Source organism: Streptomyces sp. NPDC018029, from assembly GCF_044327655.1.
Lineage (GTDB): Bacteria > Actinomycetota > Actinomycetes > Streptomycetales > Streptomycetaceae > Streptomyces.
Map to the genome: position 1 here is coordinate 384172 of NZ_JBIRFV010000008.1, position 23680 is coordinate 407851.

Genomic DNA, 23680 nt, shown 5'->3' on the forward strand with positions numbered 1-23680 from the left:
TCCCCACCCGGCCCCTCAGGCGTCCCCGTATGCCTCTCCCCCGAGCTCCAGAACGGCGCTGCCCGCGGTGGCGTCGGCCAGCCAGCCGCGGAAGGCGTCCACGTCGGCGTCGGGCAGGCCGATCTCGATCGTGACGGCGTCGCCGTAGCGGACGTCGCGCACCTCGCGGCCCGCCGCCCGCAGATCGTTCTGGACCTTGCCCGCGCGCTGGTGGTCGACGGTGACGGTGGCGAGGCGGAAGCGGCGGCGGGTGACGGTGCCGAGGGTGTCCAGGGCCTCGCCGACGGCTCCTCCGTAGGCGCGGATGAGTCCGCCCGCGCCGAGCTTGACCCCTCCGTAGTAGCGGGTCACGACCGCGGCGACGTACCGCATGTCGCGGCGCATCAGCATCTGCAGCATCGGGACGCCCGCGGTGCCGCCGGGCTCGCCGTCGTCGCTCGCCTTCTGCACGGCGGCGTCGGCCCCGATGACGTACGCGAAGCAGTTGTGGCTGGCGGTCGGGTGTTCCTTGCGGACGCGCGCGACGAAGTCCTGGGCCTCCCGCTCGGTGGCCGCGGGTGCCAGGGCGCACAGGAAGCGCGAGCGGTTGATCTCGGTCTCGTGCACGCCCTCGCGGGCCACTGTGCGGTATTCGTCCTGCATCACGCCAGCGTAGGCGCTCCTCGGGGGCCGATCGCGCCCGGGAGGGGCACCGGGTGGCGTAGGCCACAGCACGCGTTCCCGCGCGAGCCGCCCCGGTACCGTGATCTCTCGTGACGTCACCTTCGACAACCGTGCCCCAAGTCCCGGACCCGGCGGGCCCCTTGGCAGCCCTGCTCGCCGGCGTGCCCGTCACCGTCGTCGAGACCCACGACGACCCGGCGGAGGCCGTCCTTTTCCCCGAGGAGGAGGCGGTCGTCGCGAACGCGGTGGCCAAGCGGCGCAACGAGTTCACCACCGTGCGGCACTGCGCCCGCACCGCGCTGGCCCGGATCGGTGTGCCGCCCGCGCCGATCCTGCCGGGACACCGGGGCGCACCCGGCTGGCCGCCCGGTGTCGTCGGCAGCATGACGCACTGCGCCGGGTACCGCGCGGCGGTCGTGGCCCGCGCGGGCGAGGTGGTCTCGCTCGGCATCGACGCGGAGCCCGGTGAGCCGCTGCGCGATCCGGACGTCCTGAACCTGGTGGCCGACGAGACGGAGCGTGCCGCGCTGGCCGCGCTCGGCTCCCGCTACCCGGCCACACCCTGGGACCGGCTGCTCTTCAGCGCGAAGGAGTCCGTCTACAAGACGTGGTTCCCGCTCACCGGGCAGTGGCTCGGTTTCGAGGAGGCCCGGGTGGAGCTGGAGCCGGACGGCACGTTCACCGCGCGGCTGCTGGTCGAGGGGCCCGTGGTGGCGGGCGTCGAACTGAAGGTGTTCGCAGGTCAGTGGGTGGTGCGGGACGGGATCGCCGCCACGGCCATCGTGCTGCGCTGAGGCTCTGGCGCTCGACGTCCGCCCGGCCCGGTGCTCGACGTCCGCTCGGCCGGTGTCCGGCACGCGCGCGTGGCGTATGTCCATCGGGGCGCCCGCGCGCGGTACGGCGGGGTGAGTCAGCGGTCTCGGTGAGTCAGCGCCCACCCGCCGTCTCGTCTCCGCCCCCATCCCCGTTCCCATCCCCCTCGGCAAGGGTCTCCCAGAACATCTCCTCGTACTGCCCCAGCAGGCGGCCGTAGCGCAGGTGCGCCGTCGTGATCCGGCCCCGGTCGAGGCCGGCCTGCACCGCGGCGAGCGCCTGCCGGTCGAGGTCCGGCGCGGGCTCCGCGAAGAAGTCGAAGAACCCGCAGGCCTCGTCGTCGAAGCCGTAGTGGTCGCGCAACGCGCGGGCGACGGTGGCGCAACAGGCGCCCCAGACCGCGAAGTTGGCGGTGAGCGCGAGGACGACGTCGGCCGGTTCGCCGTTCAGGGCGAGCCACGCCACGTACGCCGGGTAGGTCTGGCAGCCCGCCTGCGGTTCGTACGTCGCCGCCTCCGCCCGGCTCACCCCGCAGGCGTCGAGCAACGGGGTGAGCCGTTCCCGCGCGAGGCTCTCGCCGTCGGCGAGGGTGTCGAAGAAGGCGGCGGATTCGAGGTCCTTGGCCTCGGCGGCCCGCCTGGTGAGGTGCTGGAAGGAGCGCCGGTCGGCGGGGATGACGTGCCGCTGCTCCAGGGCGAGGACGGCGATCGTCCGCGCCCGCGCCCGGCCGTCGGCGATGCGCGGCACGAGGGGGTTGGCGGCCGGCTCTGGGGCGAGGCGGGCGGCCGTGGTCCGCAGGAGCTCTTGTGCCGTCGGAGTCATCACGCGCACCTTCCGCTGGGCGGGAACTTCTCGGCCCGGCTGCTAGTTTCTACTCTGCTGTAGAAATTGGCGGGGGCCCGGACTTGCGCGCAGCGTACCGGGACCGCGTCGGACACCCCTGATTCATCGATACGTTTATGGAGTTCCCCATGGCTCTGTGGGACCGCGTCAAGGAATCCGCATCGACGATGCAGACCCAGTTGATGGCGAAGAAGAACGACCTCAAGAGCGGCGCCTTCCGCGACGCGAGCATGGCGATGTGCGCCCTGGTGGCGGCAGCCGACGGCACCGTGGACCCGTCCGAGCGCCACCGCGTGGCCCAGCTCATCGGCACGAACGAGGTGCTGCAGAACTTCCCCGCGGACGACCTGCGCCGCCGCTTCGACGAGTACGTGGACAAGCTCACCGCCGACTTCGCGTTCGGCAAGGTGAGCGTGCTCCAGGAGGTCGCCAAGGCGAAGAAGAAGCCCGCGGAGGCCCGCGCGGTGATCCAGATAGGCATCGTGATCGGCGGCGCCGACGGTGACTTCGACAAGGACGAGCAGGGTGTGGTGCGCGAGGCGTGCTTCGCGCTCGACCTGCCGCCGCACGAGTTCGACCTCTAGTTCCGGCCTCTGGTCACGTCGCCCGGACCGGCCCCCTGCGGCCGGTCCGCTCACCGGGCACGGGGTCGAGGACTCGGAGCCGAGGACTCTGAACCGCGGAGGGGGGACCGACGGAGAGCCGGGGGCTCAGAGCGGCGTGGCCGCCCGCAGGATGAGGACCATCGTCACGGCCGAGTTCGCCGAGGACATCGCGGACACGGCGGTGCCGACCGCCGCGGACCACAGCGCGAGCCCCACCGCCGTGAACACGGAAGGCCGGGTGCGGGCGGACGGCGCAGGGGCGAGGAGCGCGGCGACGCGACGCGGCACCGGTCCCGGCGACGCGAGGCCCGCTAGGCCCGCGAGGCCCGCGAGTGTCGGTGCGGGCACGCCGCGGGAGGCCATGGCCGCCTTGCCGATCGCGCGGGCGACGGCCCGCCGGTCGCGCACCGCGCCGGCCGCCGCCTCGTCGGCCCACCGCTCGGCGGCGTAGGCCACGGAGGTGCGCAGCGGCTGCAGGAAGGGGTTCGCGCGGGCCGCCAACTGCGTGACGATCAGGTGCCGGTGGTGCCGTGCGGAGAGGTGGGCCCGCTCGTGGGCGAACAGCGCGCGGCGCTCAGCGGACGCGAGCCGGGACAGCATGCCGGTGGTGACCACCACACGGCCCCCGGCGCGGGTCGGCAGGGCGTAGGCGTACGAAGCCTCGTCGGTGAGTACGGCGACGGAGTTGCCGCGCAGCCCTTCGAGGGCCCGGCGCGCCCGGCGTCGTACCCGCGCGTGCCGCCACAGTGTGCGCGCACACGCCGCGCACACGGCGAGCAGCGCCGGGATCGCGACCTTCCCCGCGACCTCGTCATAGGGAACGGCCGCCCGCACCTCGGGGTCGGACCAGCCGTCCGGCAGCGGGTTGCCCGGCAGTTGGGCGGTTCCGACGACCATCAGGAGCGCCAGACAGAGCGTGCTGCACACGGCCATCACGCCGGCGACGGCGGTGAGCAGGCGGGTCGCGGTGCGCGGGTGGAGGTGCTGCTCGGCGAGGCGGGCGATCGGCCACGCGGTCAGCGGCAGCACGAGGGGCAGGAAGACGAACACGCCCATCAGTGGAGAACCCCCATCGGGCGTCAGTCGTCGGCCTCGGCGCCCGCCTGCCCGAGCAGACCGCGCAGGAGCTCCTCGTCGTCGGGCGTGAGCGTCGTGACGAAGCTGGCGAGCACGGCCTCGCGGTCGCTCTCGCCGTCGAGCACCTTGCGCATGCGGAAGGCGGCGAGCCCGGCCTCGTCCGAAGCGGGCAGCCACGCGAACGACCGGCCAGCGCGCTCGCGGGTGACCGCGTCCTTCGCGAGGAGGCGGGTCAGGATCGTCATGACGGTGGTGTACGCGAGGTCGCCGCCGATCCGCTCCTGCACCCAGGCGGCGCTGACGGGCCCGCGCGCGGCGTGCAGTGCGGCGAGGACCTGCGACTCCAGTTCGCCCTGGGCGCGGCGGCGCGGTCGCGGCCGCCGCTCGGCGCGCTCGGGGTGCTCGCCGTACCCGTCGGCATGCGTCATCCCGCGATCCCTCCAGCCTCTGTGTGCTCCACCAGTCTCTGTGTGCTCCACGGCGGACGGGGAGCGCCCTATCGTAACGGGGCACCGCCGCACGACCCACTTCTACACTCCTGTAGATTTCGGGGAGATATCCAGATCTCTGACCGTAGGAGGACATCGTGGGAGTTTCCCTGGCCAAGGGCGGCAACGTCTCGCTGAGCAAGGAGGCGCCGGGCCTCACCGCCGTACTGGTCGGCCTGGGCTGGGACGTGCGCACCACGACCGGCACGGACTACGACCTCGACGCCAGCGCGCTGCTCTGCGACGACTCCGGCAAGGTCGTCTCCGACCAGCACTTCGTCTTCTACAACAACCTGACGAGCCCGGACGGCTCGGTCGAGCACACCGGCGACAACCTCACCGGTGAGGGCGAGGGCGACGACGAGGCCGTGAAGGTGAACCTCGCGCAGGTGCCCGCCGACATCTCGAAGATCGTCTTCCCGGTGTCGATCCACGACGCCGAGAACCGCGGCCAGAGCTTCGGCCAGGTCCGCAACGCGTTCATCCGCGTGGTGAACCAGGCGGACGGCGTGGAGATCGCCCGCTACGACCTGTCGGAGGACGCCTCCACGGAGACCGCCATGGTCTTCGGCGAGCTCTACCGACACGGCGCCGAGTGGAAATTCCGTGCGGTCGGCCAGGGTTATGCCAGTGGGCTGCGCGGCATCGCGACAGACTTCGGCGTGAACGTCTGACGGTTTTGAGGAGGCAGGTCATGTACGGCGACCAGGAGACGGTGCGCAGGATCCTGACGGAGCTCGGCGACACCTGGGCCGTCGTGGGCCTGTCCAACAACCGCGACCGGGCGGCGTACGGCGTCGCGGCCGTCCTGAAGCGCTTCGGCAAGCGCGTCGTGCCGATCCACCCCAAGGCGGAGACGGTCCACGGCGAGCAGGGGTACGCGTCCCTGTCAGACGTGCCGTTCCGGATCGACGTGGTGGACGTGTTCGTCAACAGCGCGCTGGCGGGCCGGGTCGCCGACGACGCGGTGGCCGCCGGCGCGCGGGCGGTCTGGTTCCAGCTCGGCGTGGTCGACGAGGCGGCGTACGACAGGACGCGCGCGGCGGGCCTGGACATGGTCATGAACCGCTGCCCCGCGATCGAGATCCCGAAGCTGGGCTAGCCCGACGCCACCTTTCAGAACGGCTGGCCGGTTCAGAACGACTGTCGGTTCAGAACGACTGTCGGTTCAGAACGGCCGGCCGGTTTCAGAACGGCTGGTCGGGCCAGTCCAGCAGGCGGGCGCCGATCACCGCGGTCTGGAGGGTGTAGCGGTGCACGGGGTCGGCCGGGTTGGCGCCGGTGAGCTTGTGTATGCGCTCCAGACGGTACGTCAGGGCGCGCACGCTCAAGGAGAGGCGGCGGGCCGCCTCCGCCGCGACACAGCCCGCGTCGAAGAACGCGGCGAGCGTGTCGATGAGCGGCTGCGCCCCGCCGCGGGCCTGCCGCAGCGGGCCGAGCGTATGGACCACCAGGTCGGCCATGGCCTGCCGGTCGCGGGTCAGCACCGGGTAGACCAGCAGATCGGCGGCGTGCAGCACCGGCTCGTCGAGTTCCAGGCGTTCGGCGAGATCGAGGGCGTTGAGCGCCTCCTCGTACGACTGGACGACACCGCCCGGGCCCGGCTGCGAGCGGCCGATGGCGACCCGGCCGCCCTGGACGGCGGCGTACGCGTGCTTGGCGAAGAAGGCGAGAACCTCACCCTGGTCGCCGGGGGCGATGCACACCATCCGGCCGTCCTTGGTGGTGAGCAGGATGCTGCGGTCGCCGAACCGGCCGATGAGGGCGCGCTCGACCTCGCGGGGCACGGCGTCCCCCTCCTCGTATCCGCTCGCTCCCTGGGCGACGGCGACCGCGTGTTCGTAGGAGAGACGAAGGCCGAAGCGTTCGGCGCGCTCGGCGAGCAGGCCCAGGTCGCTGCGTCCGTGGAGGAGGTCGTCGATGAACTCCCGCCGGGCGGCCTCCTCCTGACGGACCGCGAGGCGCTGCGCGCGCTCGTACCCCTCGGCGAAGGCGTCCACGGCCTGTTCGACGGCGGCCAGCGCACTGTCCGTGGAAACCGTCCGCGCGGCGGGCCAGTGCTCGCGGGCCGCCGCCAGATGCGCGCCCACCAGAGCCCGCAGCCCCAGCCCCGCCTCGGCCGCCCGCTCCCCCAGCACCCGCCGCGAGTCCAGCTCGTCACGGTTCAGCCTGCGCCCGGTCGCGGCCGCGGCGGCCAGCATGCGGGCATAGCCGTCGAGGTACTCCCCGGGTACGCCGTACCCCTCCACACCTGCTCCGTCCGCCATGCCCGCCCCGCTGCCGTGGTGAACCGCCGCCACCGTACTGAATGATTTGATGCCTTTTTAACGCATACGGATTAACGCATACGGAGTCGGGGAGTGCCGACCGGGGCCGGAACAATCGGTGGTCCCTCACCGTTGAAGCCGGTATGCCTCTGACTGGTGAATACGAGCCCGGCACATGGGACTGGGCGAGCAAGCAGGCCCAGCTGTACGAGAGCTCCGGCGGGACCGAGGGGACGACCATGCAGGGAAAGCCGGTCATCCTGCTGACCTCGGTCGGCGCCAAGAGCGGGAAGCTCCGCAAGAACCCCCTGATGCGCGTCGAACACGCCGGGGAGTACGCGGTGGTCGCGTCGAAGGGCGGCGACCCGGCGAACCCGTCCTGGTACCACAACCTGATCGCGCACCCGCACGTGGAGCTGCAGGACGGCCCGGTGAAGAAGGACTACCGCGCGCGGGTCGCCTCCGGTGAGGAGCGGCGGCTGTGGTGGGAGCGGGCGGTCGCGGTCTGGCCGGCGTACGACGAGTACCAGAAGAAGACGGACCGGGAGATCCCGCTCTTCATCCTGACCCCGTTCGAGTCCTGATCCTGTTCGGGCCCTGATCCTGTTCGGTCACCGCCCCTGTTCGAGTCCTGCCCTTGTTCGGGCCCTGATCCGCTTCGGGTCGGGTGCCGATCCTGTTCGGGCGGCCTACCGCTCCCGCTGCCGGGCGCGGTAGGCCCGCAGGTTCGCCGCGTTGCCGCAGGTCTTGACGTCGTGCCAGACGCCGCTGTTGTTGCGGGAGCGGTCGTAGAAGGCCACACGGCAGGCGGGGTTGCGGCAGGACTTCAGACGTCGGGTGGTGTCCGCCTGCTGCGCCTCGTACACCGCCGCGAGGAAGAGGGCGACGAGTCGGCGCCACCCTCCGTCGCCGTGGGGTTCGAGTCGTACGACACCGTCCGCACCGAGCCGCAGTACCGCCTCGGCGGTGTGCTCCGGCACCGGGGACGGGTCCGCGGCCTCGCCCCCTGTTCCCCGGGCGGCGATCCCCTGAAGACTGTCGCGGAAGGCCCGGAGCTCGGGCAGCGCGTCGGCGTCCAGGATCACGCGCGGCGCCGGTCGCCCGGTGACGGCCGCCCACTCGGCGCACGCCTCGTCCGCCCACGACTGCGCGTCGGCCACGTCCCCGAGCAAGTCAGCTCTTCCGGAGCCCGCAGAACCCGAACCCGCAGAACCCACCGAACCCGGCGAACCTGGCGAACCCGGCGCCCCCGCCGAGACGGTGTTGAGCAGGTCCTGGACGAGTCCGAGGCCGCCGGGCGCGGACTCCAGGCGATACCGCTCGGTCGCCGACCAGGTCATCGTGGATCACCTTCCGGGGTGCGGGGGAACGCCCCGGCCTTCGGGGCGCCCCACTCTTTCACGCCGGACCGGCACCGCCCTCCCCCGCCCGTCAGGTGTCACACCAGTGCGCTCAACAGCGCGGCGTCGTACGGCACCGCTTCGTCGAGGCGGCCGGTGAGGGCCTTCGTCGGCCACTCGGGGTCGGCGACGAGCGCGCGGGCGACGGCGACCAGATCGAACTCGTCGCGCTCCATGCGGTCGAGGAGCGGGCCGATGCCGGTCACGCCGGATCGCTGGGTGCGCCCCGGCGCGCCCGCGAACTGCTGGGCGAGGCCCACGGAGCCGACGGTGACCGAGGGCTTGCCGGTGAGCTTCTTCGTCCAGCCGGCGAGGTTCAGATCGCTGCCCTCGAACTCGGGGAGCCAGTAGCGCCGCGTCGAGGCGTGGAAGGCGTCCGCTCCCGCCTCGGCCAGCGGCACGAGGAGCGCCTCCAGTTCCCGCGGCCCCTCGGCGATCCGCGCGTCGTAGTGGTCGGTCTTCCACTGCGAGAGGCGGAACAGGACCGGGAAGCCGGGCGAGACCGCAGCCCGCACGGCGGCGACGACCTCGGCGGCGAACCGGGCCCGGGAGGCGGGGTCGCCGCCGTAGGCGTCGGTGCGGGTGTTGGTGCCGCGCCACAGGAAGCTGTCGATCAAGTAGCCGTGGGCGCCGTGCAGTTCGACGCCGTCGAAGCCGATGCGTTCGGCGGCGGCCGCGGCCTCGGCGAAGGCGCGGACGACCGCGTCGATGTCGTCGAGCGTCATGACCCTGCCGTGCGCACGCCCGTCGAGGTCGATGCCGGACGGCCCCTCCGCAGGGATGCTGGACGGACCTTCCGCGGAGCCGCCGTGCGGCTGCCCCGCACCGCCCCGCAGCACACCCGTGTGCCACAGCTGGGGCATGATCCGGCCGCCCGCCGCGTGCACCCGCTCGGCCACCGCCGCCCAGCCGGCGAGGGCCCGCTCACCGTGGAAGTGCGGCACGCCGTCGTACGCGGCGGCCGCGTCCCGCCGCACATAGGTGCCCTCCGTGACGATCAGACCTGCGCCGCCGGCCGCGCGCCGCGCGTAGTACGCGGCGACATCCTCGCCGGGCACGCCGTCCGGCGAGAAGCGCCGGGTCACGGCGGCCATCGCGATGCGGTTGCGCAGCGTCAGGTCGCCGAGGGCGAGGGGGCGGCCCAACAGACGTGCGGCGCGCGACGCGTCCTCGTTCGATACGCCGCTGTCCACGGTCTCCATGGCGGGTTCCTCTGCTCTCGAGTGCTCTTGGGTACAAGCACTATGAAAGAAGCGTAACCGCTTTGCCTATGTCGGCTGCCCTTGCGTCCCGTCCCCGTCCACCTCCCGTACGAGCTCGATCGCCCTGCCCAGCGTGCTCAGCCGCGCGTCGAGCGTGTCGCCCGCCGGATAGAGCCGGACCGTGTCGACGCCAGCGGCGCGCCAGACCCGCAGCCGTTCGCGCACCATCTCCTCGGTGCCGATCAGGGTGGTCGCGAGGACCATCTCGTCGCTCACGAGAGCGGCCGCGCCGTCCCGGTCGCCCGCCTGCCAGCGCTCGCGGACCTCCGCGGCGGCCTCGGCCCATCCCTGCCTGCTGTAGGCGGCGTTGTAGAAGTTGGTGGTGGCGGAGCCCATCCCGCCGAGGCTGAAGGCGAGTTCCTTCTTGCGGCCCGCGACCATCGCGCGCAGGGCGTTCTCGTCGTCCGCGAACGCCACCTCGGCGCCCTGGCAGATGTCGAGGTCGGCACGGGTGCGACCGGCCGCCGCGAGGCCCGCGTCCAGGTGGTCGAAGTACGCCTCCTTGGCGCCCTCCGGCACGAAACTGGTGCCGAGCCAGCCGTTCGCGACCTCTCCCGTGAGGCGGAGCATCTTCGGGGAGAGGGTGGCGAGATAGATCGGCAGGTCGTGCTCGGTGCGCAGCGAAAGACGCATGGGCCGGGCCTCGCCGCCGGGCAGCGGCACGGTGAACTCGCGGCCCTCATGGACGATCTTCTCGCCGGAGGCCGCCCGCCGGATGATGTCCACGGTCTCCCGCATCCGGGACAGCGGGCGCGCGAACGGCACGCCGTGCAGCCCCTCGATCACCTGCGGCCCCGACGGTCCGAGGCCCAGCAGGAACCGCCCTTCGGAGATCTGCGCGAGCGTGAGGGCGGCCCGGGCGATGGCGACGGGGGTGCGGGTGCCGAGCTGGATGATCCCCGAGCCGAGCAGCAGCCGTTCGGTGCGGGCCGCCAGGTAGCCGAGCGGGGAGGGCGCTTCGGAGCCCCAGGCCTCGGCCACCCAGCAGATGTCCATGCCCAGCTTCTCGGCCTCGGTGACGAAGTCGACCGTCTCCCGCCAGTCCGCCCCGGACGCCTCGATCGTCGTCGACGTACGCATCAGGACCGCGCCCCTTCCACGGCCGACGTACCGCCCGCGTCGGCCACGCCCTCGGCCAGCGCCTTGATCGCGTCGACCGTGGCGGTCATGCTCCGCTCGAACTCCCTCAGCCGTACGAACACGATCTTCTGCTCCTTCTCCGGCATCCGTTCGATCGCATGGCTGAGTCCCGAGCGGCCGGGGCCAAGGCGCATCCACTGCGTCAGGAGCGTGCTTCCGTCCTCCTGTGCCGCGAGACAGAACCGCCACAGGGCGCTGGGGTGTTCGGGGTCGTTCACCGCCCACGCGAACTCGCGCGGCGCCTCGCACGCCACGACGTACGACGTGGTCTCCCACTCCCCCAGGGAGTCGTGCCTGCTGCGCCCGGTGAACCGTGCGCCGAGCGCGGGGCCGCTCGCTCCGTCCAGCCATGCGACCGACTGCAACTCCGCACTCAGCGCGGGCAGCAGGCCGATGTCGGAGACGAGCTCCCACACCCGCTCCGGCGGCGCGGCGATCCGCCCGCTCACCTCGACCGTCGGCCCGTCCGCGTAACGCGCGCCTGTCCACTCCATCGAAGACCGCCCTCCACGTCGCCTGGGAGGCTGACGCCTCTGACCTTGAGAGTTGCGTAGATAGACTCACTCGTCAAGGGTCGAGAACCGTCATAGGCACGCGGAGGCGCGGCGCCCTCAGCGGCTGAACCGCGCCTGCACGTCCGGGCGTTCGGCGAGGCGGGGCGGATAGCCGGGACCGAGCCGCGGGCTCGTGTTCGCGGCCGTCATCGGTTCCCCGCAGTCGGCGCAGACGACCTCGGCGCGGCTGTCCTGGCCGCAGCGGTCGTGGTGGAACACGATCGGCGCGCCCTCCTCACCGCTCAGCCAGCGGTCGCCCCAGCTGTTCATGGCGGCGAGGACACCGAAGAAGTCGCGGCCCTTCTCGGTGAGCACGTAGTCGTAGCGCACCGGCTCGCTCTGGTAGGCCCGCTTCTCCAAGAGGCCCTCGTCGACGAGGCGGCGCAGCCGGTCGGTGAGGGTGTTGCGGGCGATGCCGAGCTCTCGCTGGAAGGCGTCGAAGCGCTTGATGCCGTAGAACGCCTCGCGCAGGACGAGCGGCGTCCACCAGTCGCCGAGCAGGTCCATCGTGCGGGCGATGGAACACGGCCAGTTCGCAAAGGAGGTCCGCCTCATGACGCCAGCATACGGAGGTCGGTCTCAGCACGAGACCCAGCAGACCCGGCAGGCCGGCAGGGCGGAACCGCGCCTGGGACGTGACGTTCGACGCAAACGGCGCCCGCCTGTTGTGAGCGGGCGCCCGCGGCTGATCAGGTACGGAGACCGGGCCCTCGCGGTAACCGGCCGAGCCGAGCAGTCAGGAGAACTCCCCATGACGACCGGGTACTTCACATCCGTCGACGACGTCTCGGCACGCCTGGCCACGACCGGCTATCTGGCCTCCCCGGCCGTCGCCACGACCGTCTTCCTGGCGGACCGGCTCGGCAAACCGCTGCTCGTGGAGGGCCCGGCCGGAGTGGGCAAGACGGAGCTGGCGAAGGCCGTCGCCGAGATCGCGGGCGCCCGGCTCGTACGGCTGCAGTGCTACGAGGGTGTCGACGAGTCGCGCGCGCTGTACGAGTGGAACCACGCCAAGCAACTCCTGCGCATCACGGCGGGCCGCGACGAGTCGTGGGACGAGACGCGCACCGACATCTTCAGCGAGGAGTTCCTGCTCTCGCGCCCGCTGCTCACCGCGATCCGCGGCGACGAGCCGAAGGTCCTGCTGATCGACGAGACCGACAAGGCCGACGTCGAGGTCGAGGGACTGCTCCTGGAGGTCCTCAGCGACTTCCAGGTCACGGTGCCGGAGCTGGGCACGATCCGCGCCGGGCGCCGCCCGTTCGTCGTCCTCACCTCCAACGCGAGCCGCGAGCTGTCCGAGGCCCTGCGCCGCCGCTGCCTGTTCCTCCACATCGGCTTCCCCGAAGAGGAGCTGGAGCGCCGCATCGTCCACATGAAGGTGCCCGGACTCGACGAGGCGCTCGCCGCGTCGGTGGTGCGGGTGGTCGGCGCGCTGCGCGCGATGGACCTGCGGAAGGTGCCGTCGGTCGCGGAGACGATCGACTGGGCGCGTACGCTCCTCGCGCTCGGCGCCGACACGCTGGACGAGACCGTCGTACGCGACAGCCTCGGCGTGGTCCTCAAGCACCAGGACGACGTGCTGAAGGCCGTCGCCAAGCTGGACCTGGACGCCGTGTGACGGCCCCGCCGACCGAGGACGGGCCCGACTCCACCGCTCCCGACTCCACCGTGCCCGGCCCTCCCGCACCCGACTCCCCCGTCCCCGGCATCACGGGCCGCCTCACCGGCCTCGTCGGCACCCTCCGCTCGCACGGGCTGCGCATCGGCCCCGGTGAGACCGTCGACGCCGCGGCCGCCCTTGAAGTGCTCGGCCTCACCGACCGGGAGCGGGTCAGGGAAGGGCTCGCCGCCGCGCTGCTCCACCGAGAGGACCAGCGCGCCGTCTTCGACCCGGTTTTCGACCTGTACTTCCCGCTGGGCGTCGGTGCGCCGGACGGCGGGAGCGACCGCGTGCACCAGGGCGGCGGTGACGCCGACCGGGACGCGCTGCGGGAACGGCTCGTCGCCGCCCTCGCCGCGAACGACCAAGGGCTGCTCGGCCAGTTGGCGGGCGAGGCGGTGGACGGCTTCGGCGGCTATGGCTCCTCCTCGTCGGGCGCGGACGGCTGGTCGTCGTACCAGACACTGAGCCGGCTGCGTCCGGAGACGCTGCTCACCCGTGTCCTCGCCGCACTCCGCGCGGGCTCCACCGGGCAGGACACCGGTGAGGCGGCGTTCACGGACCGCCTCGAAGCGGACGAGGTACGGCGCCGCATCGAGGGGTTCCGAGAGCGGGTCCGCACCGAGGCGCGCCGCCGGGTCGCCGAGCGGCGCGGCACCGAGGAGATCGCCCGCCGTGCCGTGGCGACCACCGCCGACCGCGTCGACTTCCTCCTGGCGGGCCGGGCGCACCTGGACGAACTCCGCCGGGCGGTGCACCCCCTGGCGCGCAGGCTCGCGACCCGCCTCGCGGCCCGTCGCAGGCGGGCCGCGCACGGCAGCATCGACCTGCGCCGCACCTTGCGCGGTTCGCTGTCGACGGGTGGCGTGCCGATGCGCCCTGTGCTGCGCCGTCGCCGTCCCGCGCGCCCCGAACTGGTCCTGCTGTGTGATGTGTCCGGTTCGGTGGCGGGCTTCGCGAACTTCACAATGCTGCTGGTCCAGGCGTTGCACGACCAGTTCAGCAAGGTGCGTGTGTTCGCCTTCGTCAACCGCGTGGACGAGGTGACAGGGCTGGTCGCGCGCGGCGCCGCCGATCCGGGGGGCCTCGGTGCCCGGATCCTCGGGCAGGCCACCGTGACGGGCTGGCACGGGAGCAGCGACTACGGCACCTCCCTTGGCGAGTTCGCCGAGCGGTACCTCGACGCGGTCGGCCCGCGCTCGACGGTCTTCGTCCTCGGCGACGCCCGGACGAACATGAGCGATCCGAACCTCCCCGCGCTGCGGCACATCGCCGAGCGGGCCCGCCGCGTGTACTGGCTCAATCCGGAAGGGCGCTCGCAGTGGTCGACCGGAGACTCGGCGGCGTACGCGTACGCCGATCTCGTCGAGATGCACGAGTGCCGCAACGCGCGGCAGCTCAGCGGTCTGATCGCACGTCTGCTGCCCGTCTGACCATCCCCGCGAACGCGCACAGCCAGGCCGCGACCGCGATCCACAGCAGCACCCTGCCCGGCTCCCGCAGCCAGGAGAGATCCGCCGCCGCGCTCACCGAGAGCGTGGCGACGGCCGTCATGCCCATCGGGAAGACAGTGGCCCAGCGCCGCACGTCGTAGCGCGGGCGCGGCCAGCGCACCTCGGCGACCAGCAGGACGAGGTACCAGGCGAGGTCCAGCGCGAGGACGACGAGGGTCACCGTGCGCAGGACGTCGTGCCAGGCCCCGGTGAACAGGGGCGCGGCCATGAGCTTCGTCCCGGCGAGCGCGGAGATCGCGAGGGCGCCGCCCGCCACCCACTGGTCGCCCGCTCCCGTCCGCAGGCCTGCGAGGTCGAAGCGGGCGAAGGCCGCCGCGTACAGCACCAGGCCGAGGCAGAAGAAGCCGAGCGCGACGCCGGAGAGCGGGCGCGCGGGCAGGGCGATGGCCAGGGTGCCGCACAGCACCGCGACCCCCTGGGTGGCGACGCAGACGAGGAAGACCGCGCCCGGCATGCGGTGTCCCCAATGGCGTACGACAGCGGGCAGCAGGACCGGCCAGAGGGCGGCGGCGATCACCAGCAGGGTCACGGCGAGCGGCTGCCGGCCGAGGAGCGAGAGGCGGGTGCCCAGCACGCAGGTGGCGGCGACGGCGGTGAGCGCGGGCGGCGTGTCCGCCTCCGCCGCCCAGCGCGAGCGCCGGCGCGCCAGGCGGAACGTGAAGTCCGCGGCGAGCGCGATCCAGGCGGCCGCGGCCATCGCCAGGGCCGCGCGGGAGAGCGTCTCATGGCCGAGGAGGTGCAGGCCCACCGAGATGATCCCGGTGGCCATCACCGCGGATCCCGCCGCGGGCGGCAGCCCCGTCCACCAGGCGGTGAACCGGGCCTGGCGCGTCGCGAGCGGGCTGGGCGTCATGGCTCCAGGATCGGCGACCCGGCCCGGGTCCGCCGGTCGGGCGGGGCCGGCCGGGATCTTCCCGCGCCCCGCCTGACGTGTGCCTTTTCGACGTGCGGGTACCCGGCCGCTCCGACGACGACTGGAGGAAAATCCGTGGCTGCACCCCGCAAGAACGTCTTTGTGCTCGGTCTGGACGAAGCCAATCTGCCCACCTTGAACAGCATTCCCGACGCGGCGCACTACCGCTTCCACCCGCTGCTCACCGTCGAGGAGCTGCAGGGGGGCGAGGTCTCCGTGCCGGAGCTGCTCGACAAGGCCCAGGGCATCCTCGACTCGTTCGACGGCAGCATCGACGCGATCGTGGGCTACTGGGACTTCCCCGTCAGCACGCTGGTCGCGATACTCGGCGACCGCTACGGCACCCGCAGCACCAGCCTGGAGTCCGTCGTCAAGTGCGAGCACAAGTACTGGAGCAGGCTGGAACAGCAGAAGGTCATCGACGAGCACCCGCGCTTCGGCCGGGTCGATCTCGACGCCGACGATCCGCGGCCGCCGGAGGGGGTGCGGTTCCCGATGTGGCTCAAGCCCGCGCTCTCCTATTCCTCCGAGCTGGCCTACAGCGTCAAGGACCAGGACGAGTTCCGGGAGGCCTGTGCCCGGATCAAGGAGGGCATCAGCCGGGTCGGGCGCCCCTTCGAGTACATACTCCAGCAGCTCGACCTGCCCCCTGAGATGGACGGGGTCGGCGCCCAGGTCTGCCTCGCGGAGGAGGCGATATCGGGCGTGCAGGTCGCCGTGGAGGGTTACGTCCACCGGGGCGAGGTCACCGTCTACGGCGTCCTCGACTCCATCAACTACCCCGACTCCTCCTGCTTCCTGCGCCACCAGTACCCGTCCGGCCTGCCCGAGCCCGTGATACGGCGGCTGCACGACGTGTCGAAGCGGGTGATGCGGCAGGTCGGCATGGACTCGGCGACGTTCAGCATCGAGTACTTCTACGACCCGAGCACGGACGCCATCAACCTCCTGGAGATCAACCCCCGGCACTCCCAGTCGCACGCGGAGCTCTTCGCGTACGTCGACGGCGTCCCCAACCACCACTGCATGGTCAGCCTCGCCTTCGACAAGGACCCGGCGCTCCCCCACCGCGAGGGCCCGTACGCGACGGCGGCCAAGTGGTACTACCGCTGGTTCGCCGACGGCGTGTCGCACCAGGTGCCGACGCCCGAGGAGATCGAGCGGATCGAGCGCGAGAACCCGGGCGTACGCGTCGATGTCCTCGCCGAGGAGGGCAGGAAGCTCTCCGAGGTGACCGACCAGGACAGCTACAGCTACGAGCTGGCCCACATCAGCACCGGCGGCGACAGCGAAGAGGACCTGCGGCGCAAGTACGACCGGTGCGTGGCCGCGCTGGGGCTCGCCTTCGACGACACCGAGCCCGGCGGCCGCGACCTCACCAACGACTAGCCGGCCCACCGAACCACCCCGCACCACCCGTCGGCCCCGGCGGGAAAGCAACTGAGAGGACGGCCCCGCACCATGCGTTACGTGGGCAATCTCCCGTACGCGACGAAAGAGGAAGAGCACGTCGTCATCCCCATGTCCGACGGCGTCCGGCTGTCGGCCCGCATCTGGCGGCCCACGGCCTCGGACGACGACCCGGTGCCCGCCATCCTGGAGTACATCCCGTACCGCAAGCGCGACCTGAGCTCGCAGCGCGACTCGATCCACCACCCCTACATCGCGGGGCACGGGTACGCGTGCGTGCGGGTCGACCTGCGCGGCACCGGCGAGTCCGAGGGCGTGCTCACGGACGAGTACCTGGAGCAGGAGCAGACCGACGCCGAGGAAGTCCTCGCCTGGCTGGCCGAGCAGCCCTGGTGCGACGGCACCACCGGCATGATGGGCATTTCCTGGGGCGCGTTCGCCGCCCTCCAGGTCGCCGCCCGGCAGCCCGAGAGCCTCAAGGCGATCGTCATCTCGTCGTTCACGGACGACCGGTACGCCGACGACATGCACTACATGGGCGGCGCGATGCTGTCGGACAACCTCGCCGAGGCCGGCACCATGTTCGCCTACGCCACCTGTCCCCCGGACCCCGCGGTGGTCGGCGACCGCTGGCGCGAGATGTGGCAGGAGCGCCTCGACCACGCCCGGCCCTGGGTCCTGGAGTGGCTGCGCCACCAGCGCCGCGACACGTACTGGAAGCACGCCTCCGTCTGTGAGGACTACCAGGCCGTGCGCTGCCCCGTCCTCGCCTCCAGCGGCTGGGCGGACGGCTACTCCAACGCCGTGACCCGGCTGCTCGCCCACCTCGACGTGCCGCGCAAGGGCCTCGTCGGCCCCTGGTCGCACAAGTATCCGCACCTGGGCGAGCCCGGCCCCGCCATCGGCTATCTGCAGGAGGTCGTGCGCTGGTGGGACCACTGGCTCAAGGGCGAGGACAACGGCGTGATGGAGGGCCCGATGCTGCGGGCCTGGATGCAGGAGAGCGTGCCGCCCTCCACCTCGTACGAGGAGCGCCCCGGACGGTGGGTCGGCGAGCCGGACTGGCCCTCGCCGCACATCGAACAGGTCAGCCGCCCGCTGGCACGGCACCGCATCATCATGGACGGCGAGGCGCCCGGTGACGAGGTGCCCGCCGGTGAGGTGATGACCGTGCAGTCCCCGCTCTCCGTGGGCCAGTTCGCCGGGAAGTGGGCGTCCTACAACGCGCCGCCGGACCTGCCCTACGACCAGCGCGAGGAGGACGGCGGGTCACTCGTCTTCGACTCGCCCGAGCTGACCGAGACCGTGGAGATCCTCGGCTCACCCTCCGTCGAACTCGACCTGTCGGTCAGCGAACCAGTGGCCACCGTCGCCGCCCGCATCTCCGACGTCGCCCCCGACGGGCGCGCCACGCGGGTCACCTACGGCGTGCTCAACCTGACCCACAGGAACGGCACAGGCGAGCCCGAACCGCTCGAACCGGGCCGCCGCTACCGCGCGACCCTCCAGCTCAACGGCGTCGCCCAGTCCTTCCCGCCCGGCCACCGCATCCGGCTCTCCCTGTCGACGTCCTACTGGCCGCTGGCGTGGCCGCCGCCGCGACCGGTGGTGCTCAGCGTGTACGAGGGGTCCAGCGCGCTGCGCCTCCCGGTGCGCCCGACGGCGGAACCGGACAACGCGCCCCAGCGGCCCTTCGGCGAGCCCGAGGGCACCCCGCCGCTCGCCACCACCCGGCTCTCGCCGCCGGAGCAGCGCTGGGAGGTCAAGCGCGACCTGGTCGGATACGACTCCTCGCTGGAGATCGTCAAGGACCGCGGCACCGTGCGCTACGACGAGATCGGCCTCGATGTCGGCTGCCGGGCGTACGAGCGGTACACCGCGACCGGGGACGACTTCACCTCCGTGGGCGGCGAGTCCGACTGGACGATGCGGTTCCGGCGGGACGACTGGGACGTCAGCGTGCGGACCCGCACGGTGCTGAGGTGCGACGAGGACAACTTCTTCGTCGACGCGACCCTGGACGGCTACGAAGGAGAGCGCCGCGTCTTCTCCCGCACCTGGAACGAGACCCTGCCGCGCGACTGGCTCTGACCCGTGCCCGCCAGACCCGGCCGCACCCGCGGAATGCCGCCGGCCGGTCCTCCGACCGGCCGTGACCGGCGGCGCGGCGGCCGGGTTTGGCGCACGGGCCGGGGGAGACTCGCACTCACGCACGCCGAGACCTTGGAGGCCGCCATGCACACCGTCACGGATGCCGCATGAACGACATGAAGACACCCGGCGCGCTGCCGGGCCGCCCCGAGTCGTACTGGATGGAGACCAGCGCGTCGACGTCCCACCCGCCCCTGGCCGAGGACATCGAGGTGGACGTCGCCGTGGTCGGCGGCGGTGTCGCGGGGCTGAGCACGGCCTGGGAACTCGCCCGCGCCGGGCGGTCGGTCGCCGTCCTGGAGGCCGACCGCATCGCCGCCGGCGTCACCGGCTACACCACCGCCAAACTCACCGCCCTGCACTCCCTCGTCTACGAGCGGCTGCGCCGCACGCGCGGCCCGGAGGGCGCCCGCCTGTACGCGGAGTCGCAGCAGCGGGCGGTGGAGCACGTGGCGGCGGTCTCCGCCGAGCTCGGCATCGACTGCGACCTGGAACGCGCACCGGCCTTCACCTACACGACCCGCGCCGACCGCACCGACGAGCTGCGGGCCGAGGCCGCCGCGGCCCGGGAGGCCGGCCTCGCCGCCACGTACACGGAGGAGACCGGCCTGCCGTTCCCCGTGGCGGGCGCGGTGCGCGTCGAGGACCAGGCGCAGTTCCACCCCCGCTCCTACCTGCTCGCGCTCGCCGACGACCTGCTGGCGCGCGGCGGTGTCATCCACGAGCGGACCCGGATCACCGGCCTGCGCGAGGGTTCGCCGTGCACCGTGACCTCCGAGTCCGGGCACACGGTCACCGCCCGGGCGGTCGTCATCGCCACGCACTACCCGGTCTTCGACCGCGCCCTGCTGTTCGCCCGGCTCTCCCCCAGGCGCGAGCTCGTCGTCGCCGCTCCCCTGGCGGCCGGCCAGGACCCGGGCGGCACCTACATCACCCAGGACGAGGGCAAGCGCTCGGTGCGCACCGCGCCGTACGGCGGTGACGGCGGGCGGCTCCTCATCGTCACGGGGGACAGCTTCACCCCGGGCACCGGCGACCCCGCCGCGGGGTTCCGCACCCTGGACACGTGGATGCGGGAACGCTTCGACGTCGGGGAGACGGCCTACCGGTGGGCGGCGCAGGACAACGACGTCACCGACACCGTCCCGATGGTCGGCCCCTTCCACCCGGGCGCCCGGCACACCTATGTGGCGACCGGGTTCGGCGGCTGGGGCATGAGCGGCGGCGTCATGGCGGGCCAGCTGCTGACCAAGCTGATCCGCGGCGAGAAGTCGCCGTGGGCCGAGCTGTACGATCCCCGCCGGCTGTGGAGCGCCGTGCGGGAGATGCCGTCCCTGCTGAGCACGCAGGCGGAGGTCGCACGGCACTTCATCGGGGACCGGCTCCGCCCGACCCACGTCGACTCCGTGGACGAGATCCCCGCGGGGTCCGGGGCGGTGGTCCGGGTCGAGGGGCGGCGCTGCGCGGTGCACAGGGACGCGTCGGGCGCGCTGCACGCGGTCTCCGCCACCTGCACCCACCTCGGCTGCCTGGTCTCCTTCAACGACGCCGAGACGACGTGGGAGTGCCCCTGCCACGGCTCCCGGTTCGCCACCGACGGGTCGGTCCTCCAGGGGCCGGCGACCCGCCCGCTGGAGCGGCGCGAACTGCCCGGCTCATGACGCCTTGCCCCTGACCTTGGGCGCCGGTCCACCGGTCAGGGGCGCGGGCAGGTCACCGGGCGTTCCCGTGCGGGCGAAGGTGAGCCACGCGGAGCGCAGCGCCCTGCCGAGCCGGTCGGTCTCCTCCCACGGCGTCCCGCCCAGCATGGGGGCCGATCGCCACGCGTCGCGCGTCCCGAAGAGCAGGGGCAGTTCGAGGCAGTGGGTGGCGCCGAACGGGGATCCGGCCGGGCGCCAGTCGATGCGGTACGCGTGCACCCGGGCACCGGCCCGGGCCAGGCGCTCCCCGTAGCGGGACAGCGGCTCCTCGTACACCTCGCGGGTGCGCACCGCCGGGTCCTCGCCGTCGCCGAGGAACACGGTCATGTCGTCGGCATTCCAGCCGTACAGGACGTCGAGGCGGCGTACGTTCTCGTCGGACGGGGTGTCCGGGGGCGCGAGGGGGGCGACTCCTTCCACGGGTATGAAGGCGGGCTCCATCCGCCGGCCCGCCGTGCGCAGGTGAACAGCTGCCGTCTCGCTCTGGGCCGCCAGGATCGCGGGTACGTCGGCCGTGCGCGGATCCGTGCCGAGGGCGTCGGCGAAGACCTGCCCGAGCGCGAGGGACTCCTCGCGGGGGCGGGCGGTGATCTCCAGCGGGGCGCTCTGCAGGACGGCCCGGCGGAAGAGGCCGCGCGCCTCGGGCAGTTCCATCAGGAGGCGGACGGAGATGCCACCGGCGGACTGTCCGACCACGGTGACGTTCGCGGGGTCGCCGCCGTAGCCGGCGATGTGCGTGCGCACCCAGCGCAACGCCTCCACCTGGTCGTAGAGGCCGAGGTTGCCCTCGCTCACCCCGTCGAGACAGAGGTAACCGAGTGCTCCCAGGCGGTAGTTGACGCTGACGACGACCACATCGCCTTCGGCCGCGAGGACTCCCCCGTCGTACCAGTCCATGAGGCCCGCGCCGGTGGCGAACCCGCCGCCGTGCAGCCACACGAGCACCGGCCTGGCCCCCGCGTCCCGGGCCGGTGTGGCGATGGACAGGTTGAGGCAGTCCTCGCCCTGCGGGTGGGTGTCGGAGGGGGGACCCATCACGAAGTCGAGCCGGGAAGGGGGTTGCGGACAGATCTCGCCGGTGGCGGGGCGCGGGTCCCGGTCCGGTACCGGCCGGGGCCGGGCGAAGCGTTCGGCGGTGGCGTAGCGGATCGGTCCCGTCCGGATCACTTCCTTACCGGTCACTTCCGTACCGATCTCTTCCGTACGGGACGGCGTGCTGTCGCTCATGCTTCCGCACCTTCCGTGGTGAATACACTCAACACGGCGAAGTCTCCGCCACCGGCGGAAAATACGCCACCAGTTCGACCCGGGCGTGCGGTCAGCGGCGGAAGTGGACGCGGACCGTCGATCCGTCGGCGCCGAGGTGCGCGGTGACCAGATCGCTCAACTGCCGTACGACCCAGAGGCCCTGGCCCTTCGCGGCGCGCGGGTCGGGCGGGACGTGTCCCAGATAGCCCGTGTCCCGCGCCTCGACAGCGGGGCGCCCGCCACCGGAGTCGGCGATCTCGCAGACCACCCAGTCGGCGTCGCTCCACAGCCGCAGCACGCCCCGGCCGCCGCCGAACCGGACGGCGTTGACCACGGCTTCGTGCACGGCCGCCGCCATGTCGCGTGCGCGGTCGTCGGTGAGCCGGCAGCGCCGGGCGTACTCGGCGACGGCGATCCGGGCGGCCACCGACTCGCCACGGGTGAAGGGGACTGTCCGGGGTGCGTGCGGCGGTGCGGGTGTCTCGGGTGAGGTGCGCGCGAGTTCGTCGCACTCGGCGTAGAAGGCGGGCGGGTCCGCGTACCGGCCGCCGTCGGCCGATCCGTCGCCCGGGACCATCTCGGGGTGGGTGCGCCGGGCGTCGGCGAGGACTCCCGCGGGCAGGACACGGGCGTCGTAGGGGCACAGGACCCAGTGACCCGATGCGGCGAACGCCACGTTGATCAGGGATTCGTAGCGCGTCCATTCGCGGGTCTCGAAGGCGGTCCGCCCCGTCCACACCGGTTCGCCGATGACGCGGACGCGCCGGTCGCCGCCCTCCTCGCGCTCCGTGCAGTAGGCGTTGTACCGGCCCAGGGTGCGGGACGGGTAGTGGTACCAGTCCAGGGCGTCGACGAAGTCGACGTCCCGCGCGGCGCCGCCGAGCGCGTCCCGCAACAGGGCGAGGTTGTCGCCACGGACGACGGCGAGCACCGCGTCCCCGGCCGTGAGGCCGTCCCGGACGAATCCGACGGTGCCGGACAGAAACTCCTCGTCAGAGGAGTAGCGGAGTGCCTGGTGGACGAAGCCGGTCCGCTTCATCGCTCCTCGTGCCCCCTTCCCAGGTCCAGGCCGGGGATGCGGTCCCAGCCGGTGGCCTGCATGACCCGGCGCACGTGCGGGGCGACGCCGTCGAGGACCAGGCCGCCGCCCAGTGCGTACAGACCGAGGCCCGTGAAGACCAACAGGCGCAGCGCGCAGACGTCGATGAAGGTGAGGTCGCGCAGGTCGAGACAGGCGCGGTACCGGTCGTCCGGCCGGTCGGCGGCCCGCTCGGTCTCGGCGCGCAGCGCGCGGGCCACCGCGGTGAAGTTGCTGTCGTCGACCTCGCCGCACAGGGCGAGGCCGGGCGGCGTGAACGTCCGGGTGATGCGCAGCAGTTCGTCCTGCCACACGTCGTCGGCGATCGCCCTGCCCTGGTGCAGCGTGTCGAGGGCGGCCAGTTCGTCCGGGCCGAAGAGGCGGCGGTCGTACTGGCACAGGCCCAGGACGGGCAGCGTCGCGAAGAGGGGATCAAGGCGTCGCTCGGCGTCGCAGAGCCCCTCGGCCGTCTCGGTGTCCCGGCGCGGCGCCACCTCGAAGGCGATCCGCAGCCCGAGGAAGCCGTCGGCCTCGGCGGCCGCGGCCTCGCGGCGCACCAGTCCGGAGAGGTCCCGCAGCCTCCCGGGCTCGCTCAGCCGGGAGCTGGTCCGCAGCCGGCCCTCGGCGAGCGCGCCCTGCACGTCGCACCCGTGCCGCCGCAGGAAGCCGAGCAGGGCGGCGGGCGGCTCCTCGGCCGAGGTCAGAAGCAGTCCGCGCTGACCGCAGGCCAGGGCGTCGAGGAGGTACGCGGCGAGCACCGCCTCGCGCTCCTCGTCCGTCCGGTGGCCGAGGAGGAGATGGTCCCCCGGCCGCATCTGCCCGACGGCTCGCAGGGCCGGCGTGGTGTCCATCTCACGCACCCCCTCCGCACGGCGTCCGCCGCGCCGCTAC

24 protein-coding genes are annotated in these 23680 nt (G+C 72.6%); 10 read left to right on the top strand and 14 right to left on the bottom strand.

Translation table 11 applies throughout. From position 1 onward, the window contains the following. Nucleotides 1-15 precede the first annotated feature (15 nt). Nucleotides 16-642 (bottom strand): YigZ family protein, encoded by a 627-nt coding sequence (locus ACH4D5_RS25705; RefSeq protein WP_362988575.1) that lies wholly within the window; start codon nucleotides 640-642, stop codon nucleotides 16-18. 131 nt (nucleotides 643-773) lie between these two features. On the opposite strand from ACH4D5_RS25705, the gene ACH4D5_RS25710 reads away from it, so the two are divergent. Next, complete coding sequence (locus ACH4D5_RS25710; protein ID WP_398306806.1) at nucleotides 774-1457, top strand: 4'-phosphopantetheinyl transferase; 684 nt, start codon at nucleotides 774-776, stop codon at nucleotides 1455-1457. A gap of 133 nt (nucleotides 1458-1590) precedes the next feature. Here ACH4D5_RS25710 and ACH4D5_RS25715 read toward each other — a convergent pair whose 3' ends face one another. Beyond that, on the bottom strand, nucleotides 1591-2298 hold the full coding sequence (locus ACH4D5_RS25715; protein ID WP_398306808.1) for a transcriptional regulator: 708 nt from the start codon (nucleotides 2296-2298) through the stop codon (nucleotides 1591-1593). A 149-nt stretch (nucleotides 2299-2447) separates the two neighbouring features. Between ACH4D5_RS25715 and ACH4D5_RS25720 the strand changes: the two genes are divergently transcribed. Then, nucleotides 2448-2903 (top strand): tellurite resistance TerB family protein, encoded by a 456-nt coding sequence (locus ACH4D5_RS25720; protein WP_398306810.1) that lies wholly within the window; start codon nucleotides 2448-2450, stop codon nucleotides 2901-2903. Nucleotides 2904-3029: 126 nt separating this feature from the next. Here ACH4D5_RS25720 and ACH4D5_RS25725 read toward each other — a convergent pair whose 3' ends face one another. Both ACH4D5_RS25725 and ACH4D5_RS25730 read right to left on the bottom strand, forming a co-directional pair. Next, entirely contained in the window at nucleotides 3030-3980 is a 951-nt protein-coding gene (locus ACH4D5_RS25725; RefSeq protein WP_398306812.1) for a M56 family metallopeptidase, read from the bottom strand. A gap of 23 nt (nucleotides 3981-4003) precedes the next feature. Next, complete coding sequence (locus ACH4D5_RS25730; RefSeq protein ID WP_398306814.1) at nucleotides 4004-4429, bottom strand: BlaI/MecI/CopY family transcriptional regulator; 426 nt, start codon at nucleotides 4427-4429, stop codon at nucleotides 4004-4006. A gap of 158 nt (nucleotides 4430-4587) precedes the next feature. Between ACH4D5_RS25730 and ACH4D5_RS25735 the strand changes: the two genes are divergently transcribed. After that, nucleotides 4588-5163 (top strand): TerD family protein, encoded by a 576-nt coding sequence (locus tag ACH4D5_RS25735; RefSeq protein WP_362988564.1) that lies wholly within the window; start codon nucleotides 4588-4590, stop codon nucleotides 5161-5163. A gap of 20 nt (nucleotides 5164-5183) precedes the next feature. Further along, nucleotides 5184-5591 carry a CoA-binding protein gene (locus ACH4D5_RS25740; protein ID WP_398306816.1) on the top strand — a complete coding sequence of 136 codons (408 nt, stop codon included), beginning with the start codon at nucleotides 5184-5186 and terminating at the stop codon, nucleotides 5589-5591. An 85-nt stretch (nucleotides 5592-5676) separates the two neighbouring features. On the opposite strand, the gene ACH4D5_RS25745 is transcribed toward ACH4D5_RS25740, so the two are convergent. After that, nucleotides 5677-6756, bottom strand: coding sequence for a PucR family transcriptional regulator (locus tag ACH4D5_RS25745; protein ID WP_398306818.1), 1080 nt, complete (start codon nucleotides 6754-6756; stop codon nucleotides 5677-5679). Nucleotides 6757-6899: 143 nt separating this feature from the next. Between ACH4D5_RS25745 and ACH4D5_RS25750 the strand changes: the two genes are divergently transcribed. Continuing rightward, on the top strand, nucleotides 6900-7340 hold the full coding sequence (locus tag ACH4D5_RS25750; protein WP_398306820.1) for a nitroreductase family deazaflavin-dependent oxidoreductase: 441 nt from the start codon (nucleotides 6900-6902) through the stop codon (nucleotides 7338-7340). A 105-nt stretch (nucleotides 7341-7445) separates the two neighbouring features. On the opposite strand, the gene ACH4D5_RS25755 is transcribed toward ACH4D5_RS25750, so the two are convergent. From ACH4D5_RS25755 to ACH4D5_RS25775, 5 genes are all read right to left on the bottom strand, one after another. Further along, nucleotides 7446-8096, bottom strand: a complete 651-nt coding sequence (locus ACH4D5_RS25755) for a CGNR zinc finger domain-containing protein (RefSeq protein WP_398306822.1) — start codon at nucleotides 8094-8096, stop codon at nucleotides 7446-7448. A 98-nt stretch (nucleotides 8097-8194) separates the two neighbouring features. Then, nucleotides 8195-9358, bottom strand: coding sequence for a 12-oxophytodienoate reductase (locus tag ACH4D5_RS25760; protein WP_398306824.1), 1164 nt, complete (start codon nucleotides 9356-9358; stop codon nucleotides 8195-8197). Nucleotides 9359-9424: 66 nt separating this feature from the next. Next, the gene (locus ACH4D5_RS25765; protein WP_398306826.1) at nucleotides 9425-10498 is read right to left on the bottom strand and encodes an LLM class flavin-dependent oxidoreductase; all 1074 of its coding nucleotides are present in this window, start codon (nucleotides 10496-10498) and stop codon (nucleotides 9425-9427) included. Next, nucleotides 10498-11052 (bottom strand): SRPBCC family protein, encoded by a 555-nt coding sequence (locus tag ACH4D5_RS25770; protein ID WP_398306828.1) that lies wholly within the window; start codon nucleotides 11050-11052, stop codon nucleotides 10498-10500. The genes ACH4D5_RS25765 and ACH4D5_RS25770 overlap by 1 nt, the downstream gene beginning before the upstream one ends. 117 nt (nucleotides 11053-11169) lie before the next feature. Next, nucleotides 11170-11667, bottom strand: coding sequence for a winged helix-turn-helix transcriptional regulator (locus ACH4D5_RS25775; RefSeq protein WP_398306830.1), 498 nt, complete (start codon nucleotides 11665-11667; stop codon nucleotides 11170-11172). Between the two features lie 196 nt (nucleotides 11668-11863). Here ACH4D5_RS25775 and ACH4D5_RS25780 point away from each other — a divergent pair, with 196 nt between their 5' ends. Next, nucleotides 11864-12733 (top strand): AAA family ATPase, encoded by an 870-nt coding sequence (locus ACH4D5_RS25780; RefSeq protein WP_398306832.1) that lies wholly within the window; start codon nucleotides 11864-11866, stop codon nucleotides 12731-12733. Nucleotides 12734-12783: 50 nt separating this feature from the next. Next, on the top strand, nucleotides 12784-14208 hold the full coding sequence (locus ACH4D5_RS25785; RefSeq protein ID WP_398307094.1) for a VWA domain-containing protein: 1425 nt from the start codon (nucleotides 12784-12786) through the stop codon (nucleotides 14206-14208). Here the strand turns inward: ACH4D5_RS25785 and ACH4D5_RS25790 are convergent. Further along, nucleotides 14174-15142, bottom strand: a complete 969-nt coding sequence (locus ACH4D5_RS25790; RefSeq protein WP_398306834.1) for a tellurite resistance/C4-dicarboxylate transporter family protein — start codon at nucleotides 15140-15142, stop codon at nucleotides 14174-14176. The two genes, ACH4D5_RS25785 and ACH4D5_RS25790, sit on opposite strands and share 35 nt — an antisense overlap. Before the next feature lie 135 nt (nucleotides 15143-15277). Between ACH4D5_RS25790 and ACH4D5_RS25795 the strand changes: the two genes are divergently transcribed. The 3 genes from ACH4D5_RS25795 to ACH4D5_RS25805 all read left to right on the top strand — a co-directional run bounded on the left by ACH4D5_RS25795 (nucleotide 15278) and on the right by ACH4D5_RS25805 (nucleotide 20424). Continuing rightward, complete coding sequence (locus tag ACH4D5_RS25795) at nucleotides 15278-16591, top strand: acetyl-CoA carboxylase biotin carboxylase subunit family protein (RefSeq protein WP_398306836.1); 1314 nt, start codon at nucleotides 15278-15280, stop codon at nucleotides 16589-16591. A gap of 72 nt (nucleotides 16592-16663) precedes the next feature. Then, nucleotides 16664-18703 (top strand): CocE/NonD family hydrolase, encoded by a 2040-nt coding sequence (locus tag ACH4D5_RS25800; protein WP_398306838.1) that lies wholly within the window; start codon nucleotides 16664-16666, stop codon nucleotides 18701-18703. 176 nt (nucleotides 18704-18879) lie between these two features. After that, on the top strand, nucleotides 18880-20424 hold the full coding sequence (locus tag ACH4D5_RS25805; RefSeq protein ID WP_398307096.1) for an FAD-dependent oxidoreductase: 1545 nt from the start codon (nucleotides 18880-18882) through the stop codon (nucleotides 20422-20424). Here ACH4D5_RS25805 and ACH4D5_RS25810 read toward each other — a convergent pair. From ACH4D5_RS25810 to ACH4D5_RS25820, 3 genes are all read right to left on the bottom strand, one after another. After that, nucleotides 20419-21690, bottom strand: a complete 1272-nt coding sequence (locus ACH4D5_RS25810) for a carboxylesterase family protein (RefSeq protein WP_398306840.1) — start codon at nucleotides 21688-21690, stop codon at nucleotides 20419-20421. The genes ACH4D5_RS25805 and ACH4D5_RS25810 overlap by 6 nt on opposite strands. A gap of 91 nt (nucleotides 21691-21781) precedes the next feature. After that, a complete protein-coding gene (locus tag ACH4D5_RS25815; RefSeq protein ID WP_398306842.1) occupies nucleotides 21782-22750 on the bottom strand; it encodes an anti-sigma factor RsbA family regulatory protein in 969 nt (322 codons plus the stop codon). Continuing rightward, on the bottom strand, nucleotides 22747-23640 hold the full coding sequence (locus ACH4D5_RS25820; protein ID WP_398306844.1) for an MEDS domain-containing protein: 894 nt from the start codon (nucleotides 23638-23640) through the stop codon (nucleotides 22747-22749). Before ACH4D5_RS25820 ends, ACH4D5_RS25815 begins: the two co-directional genes overlap by 4 nt. Nucleotides 23641-23680 lie beyond the last annotated feature (40 nt).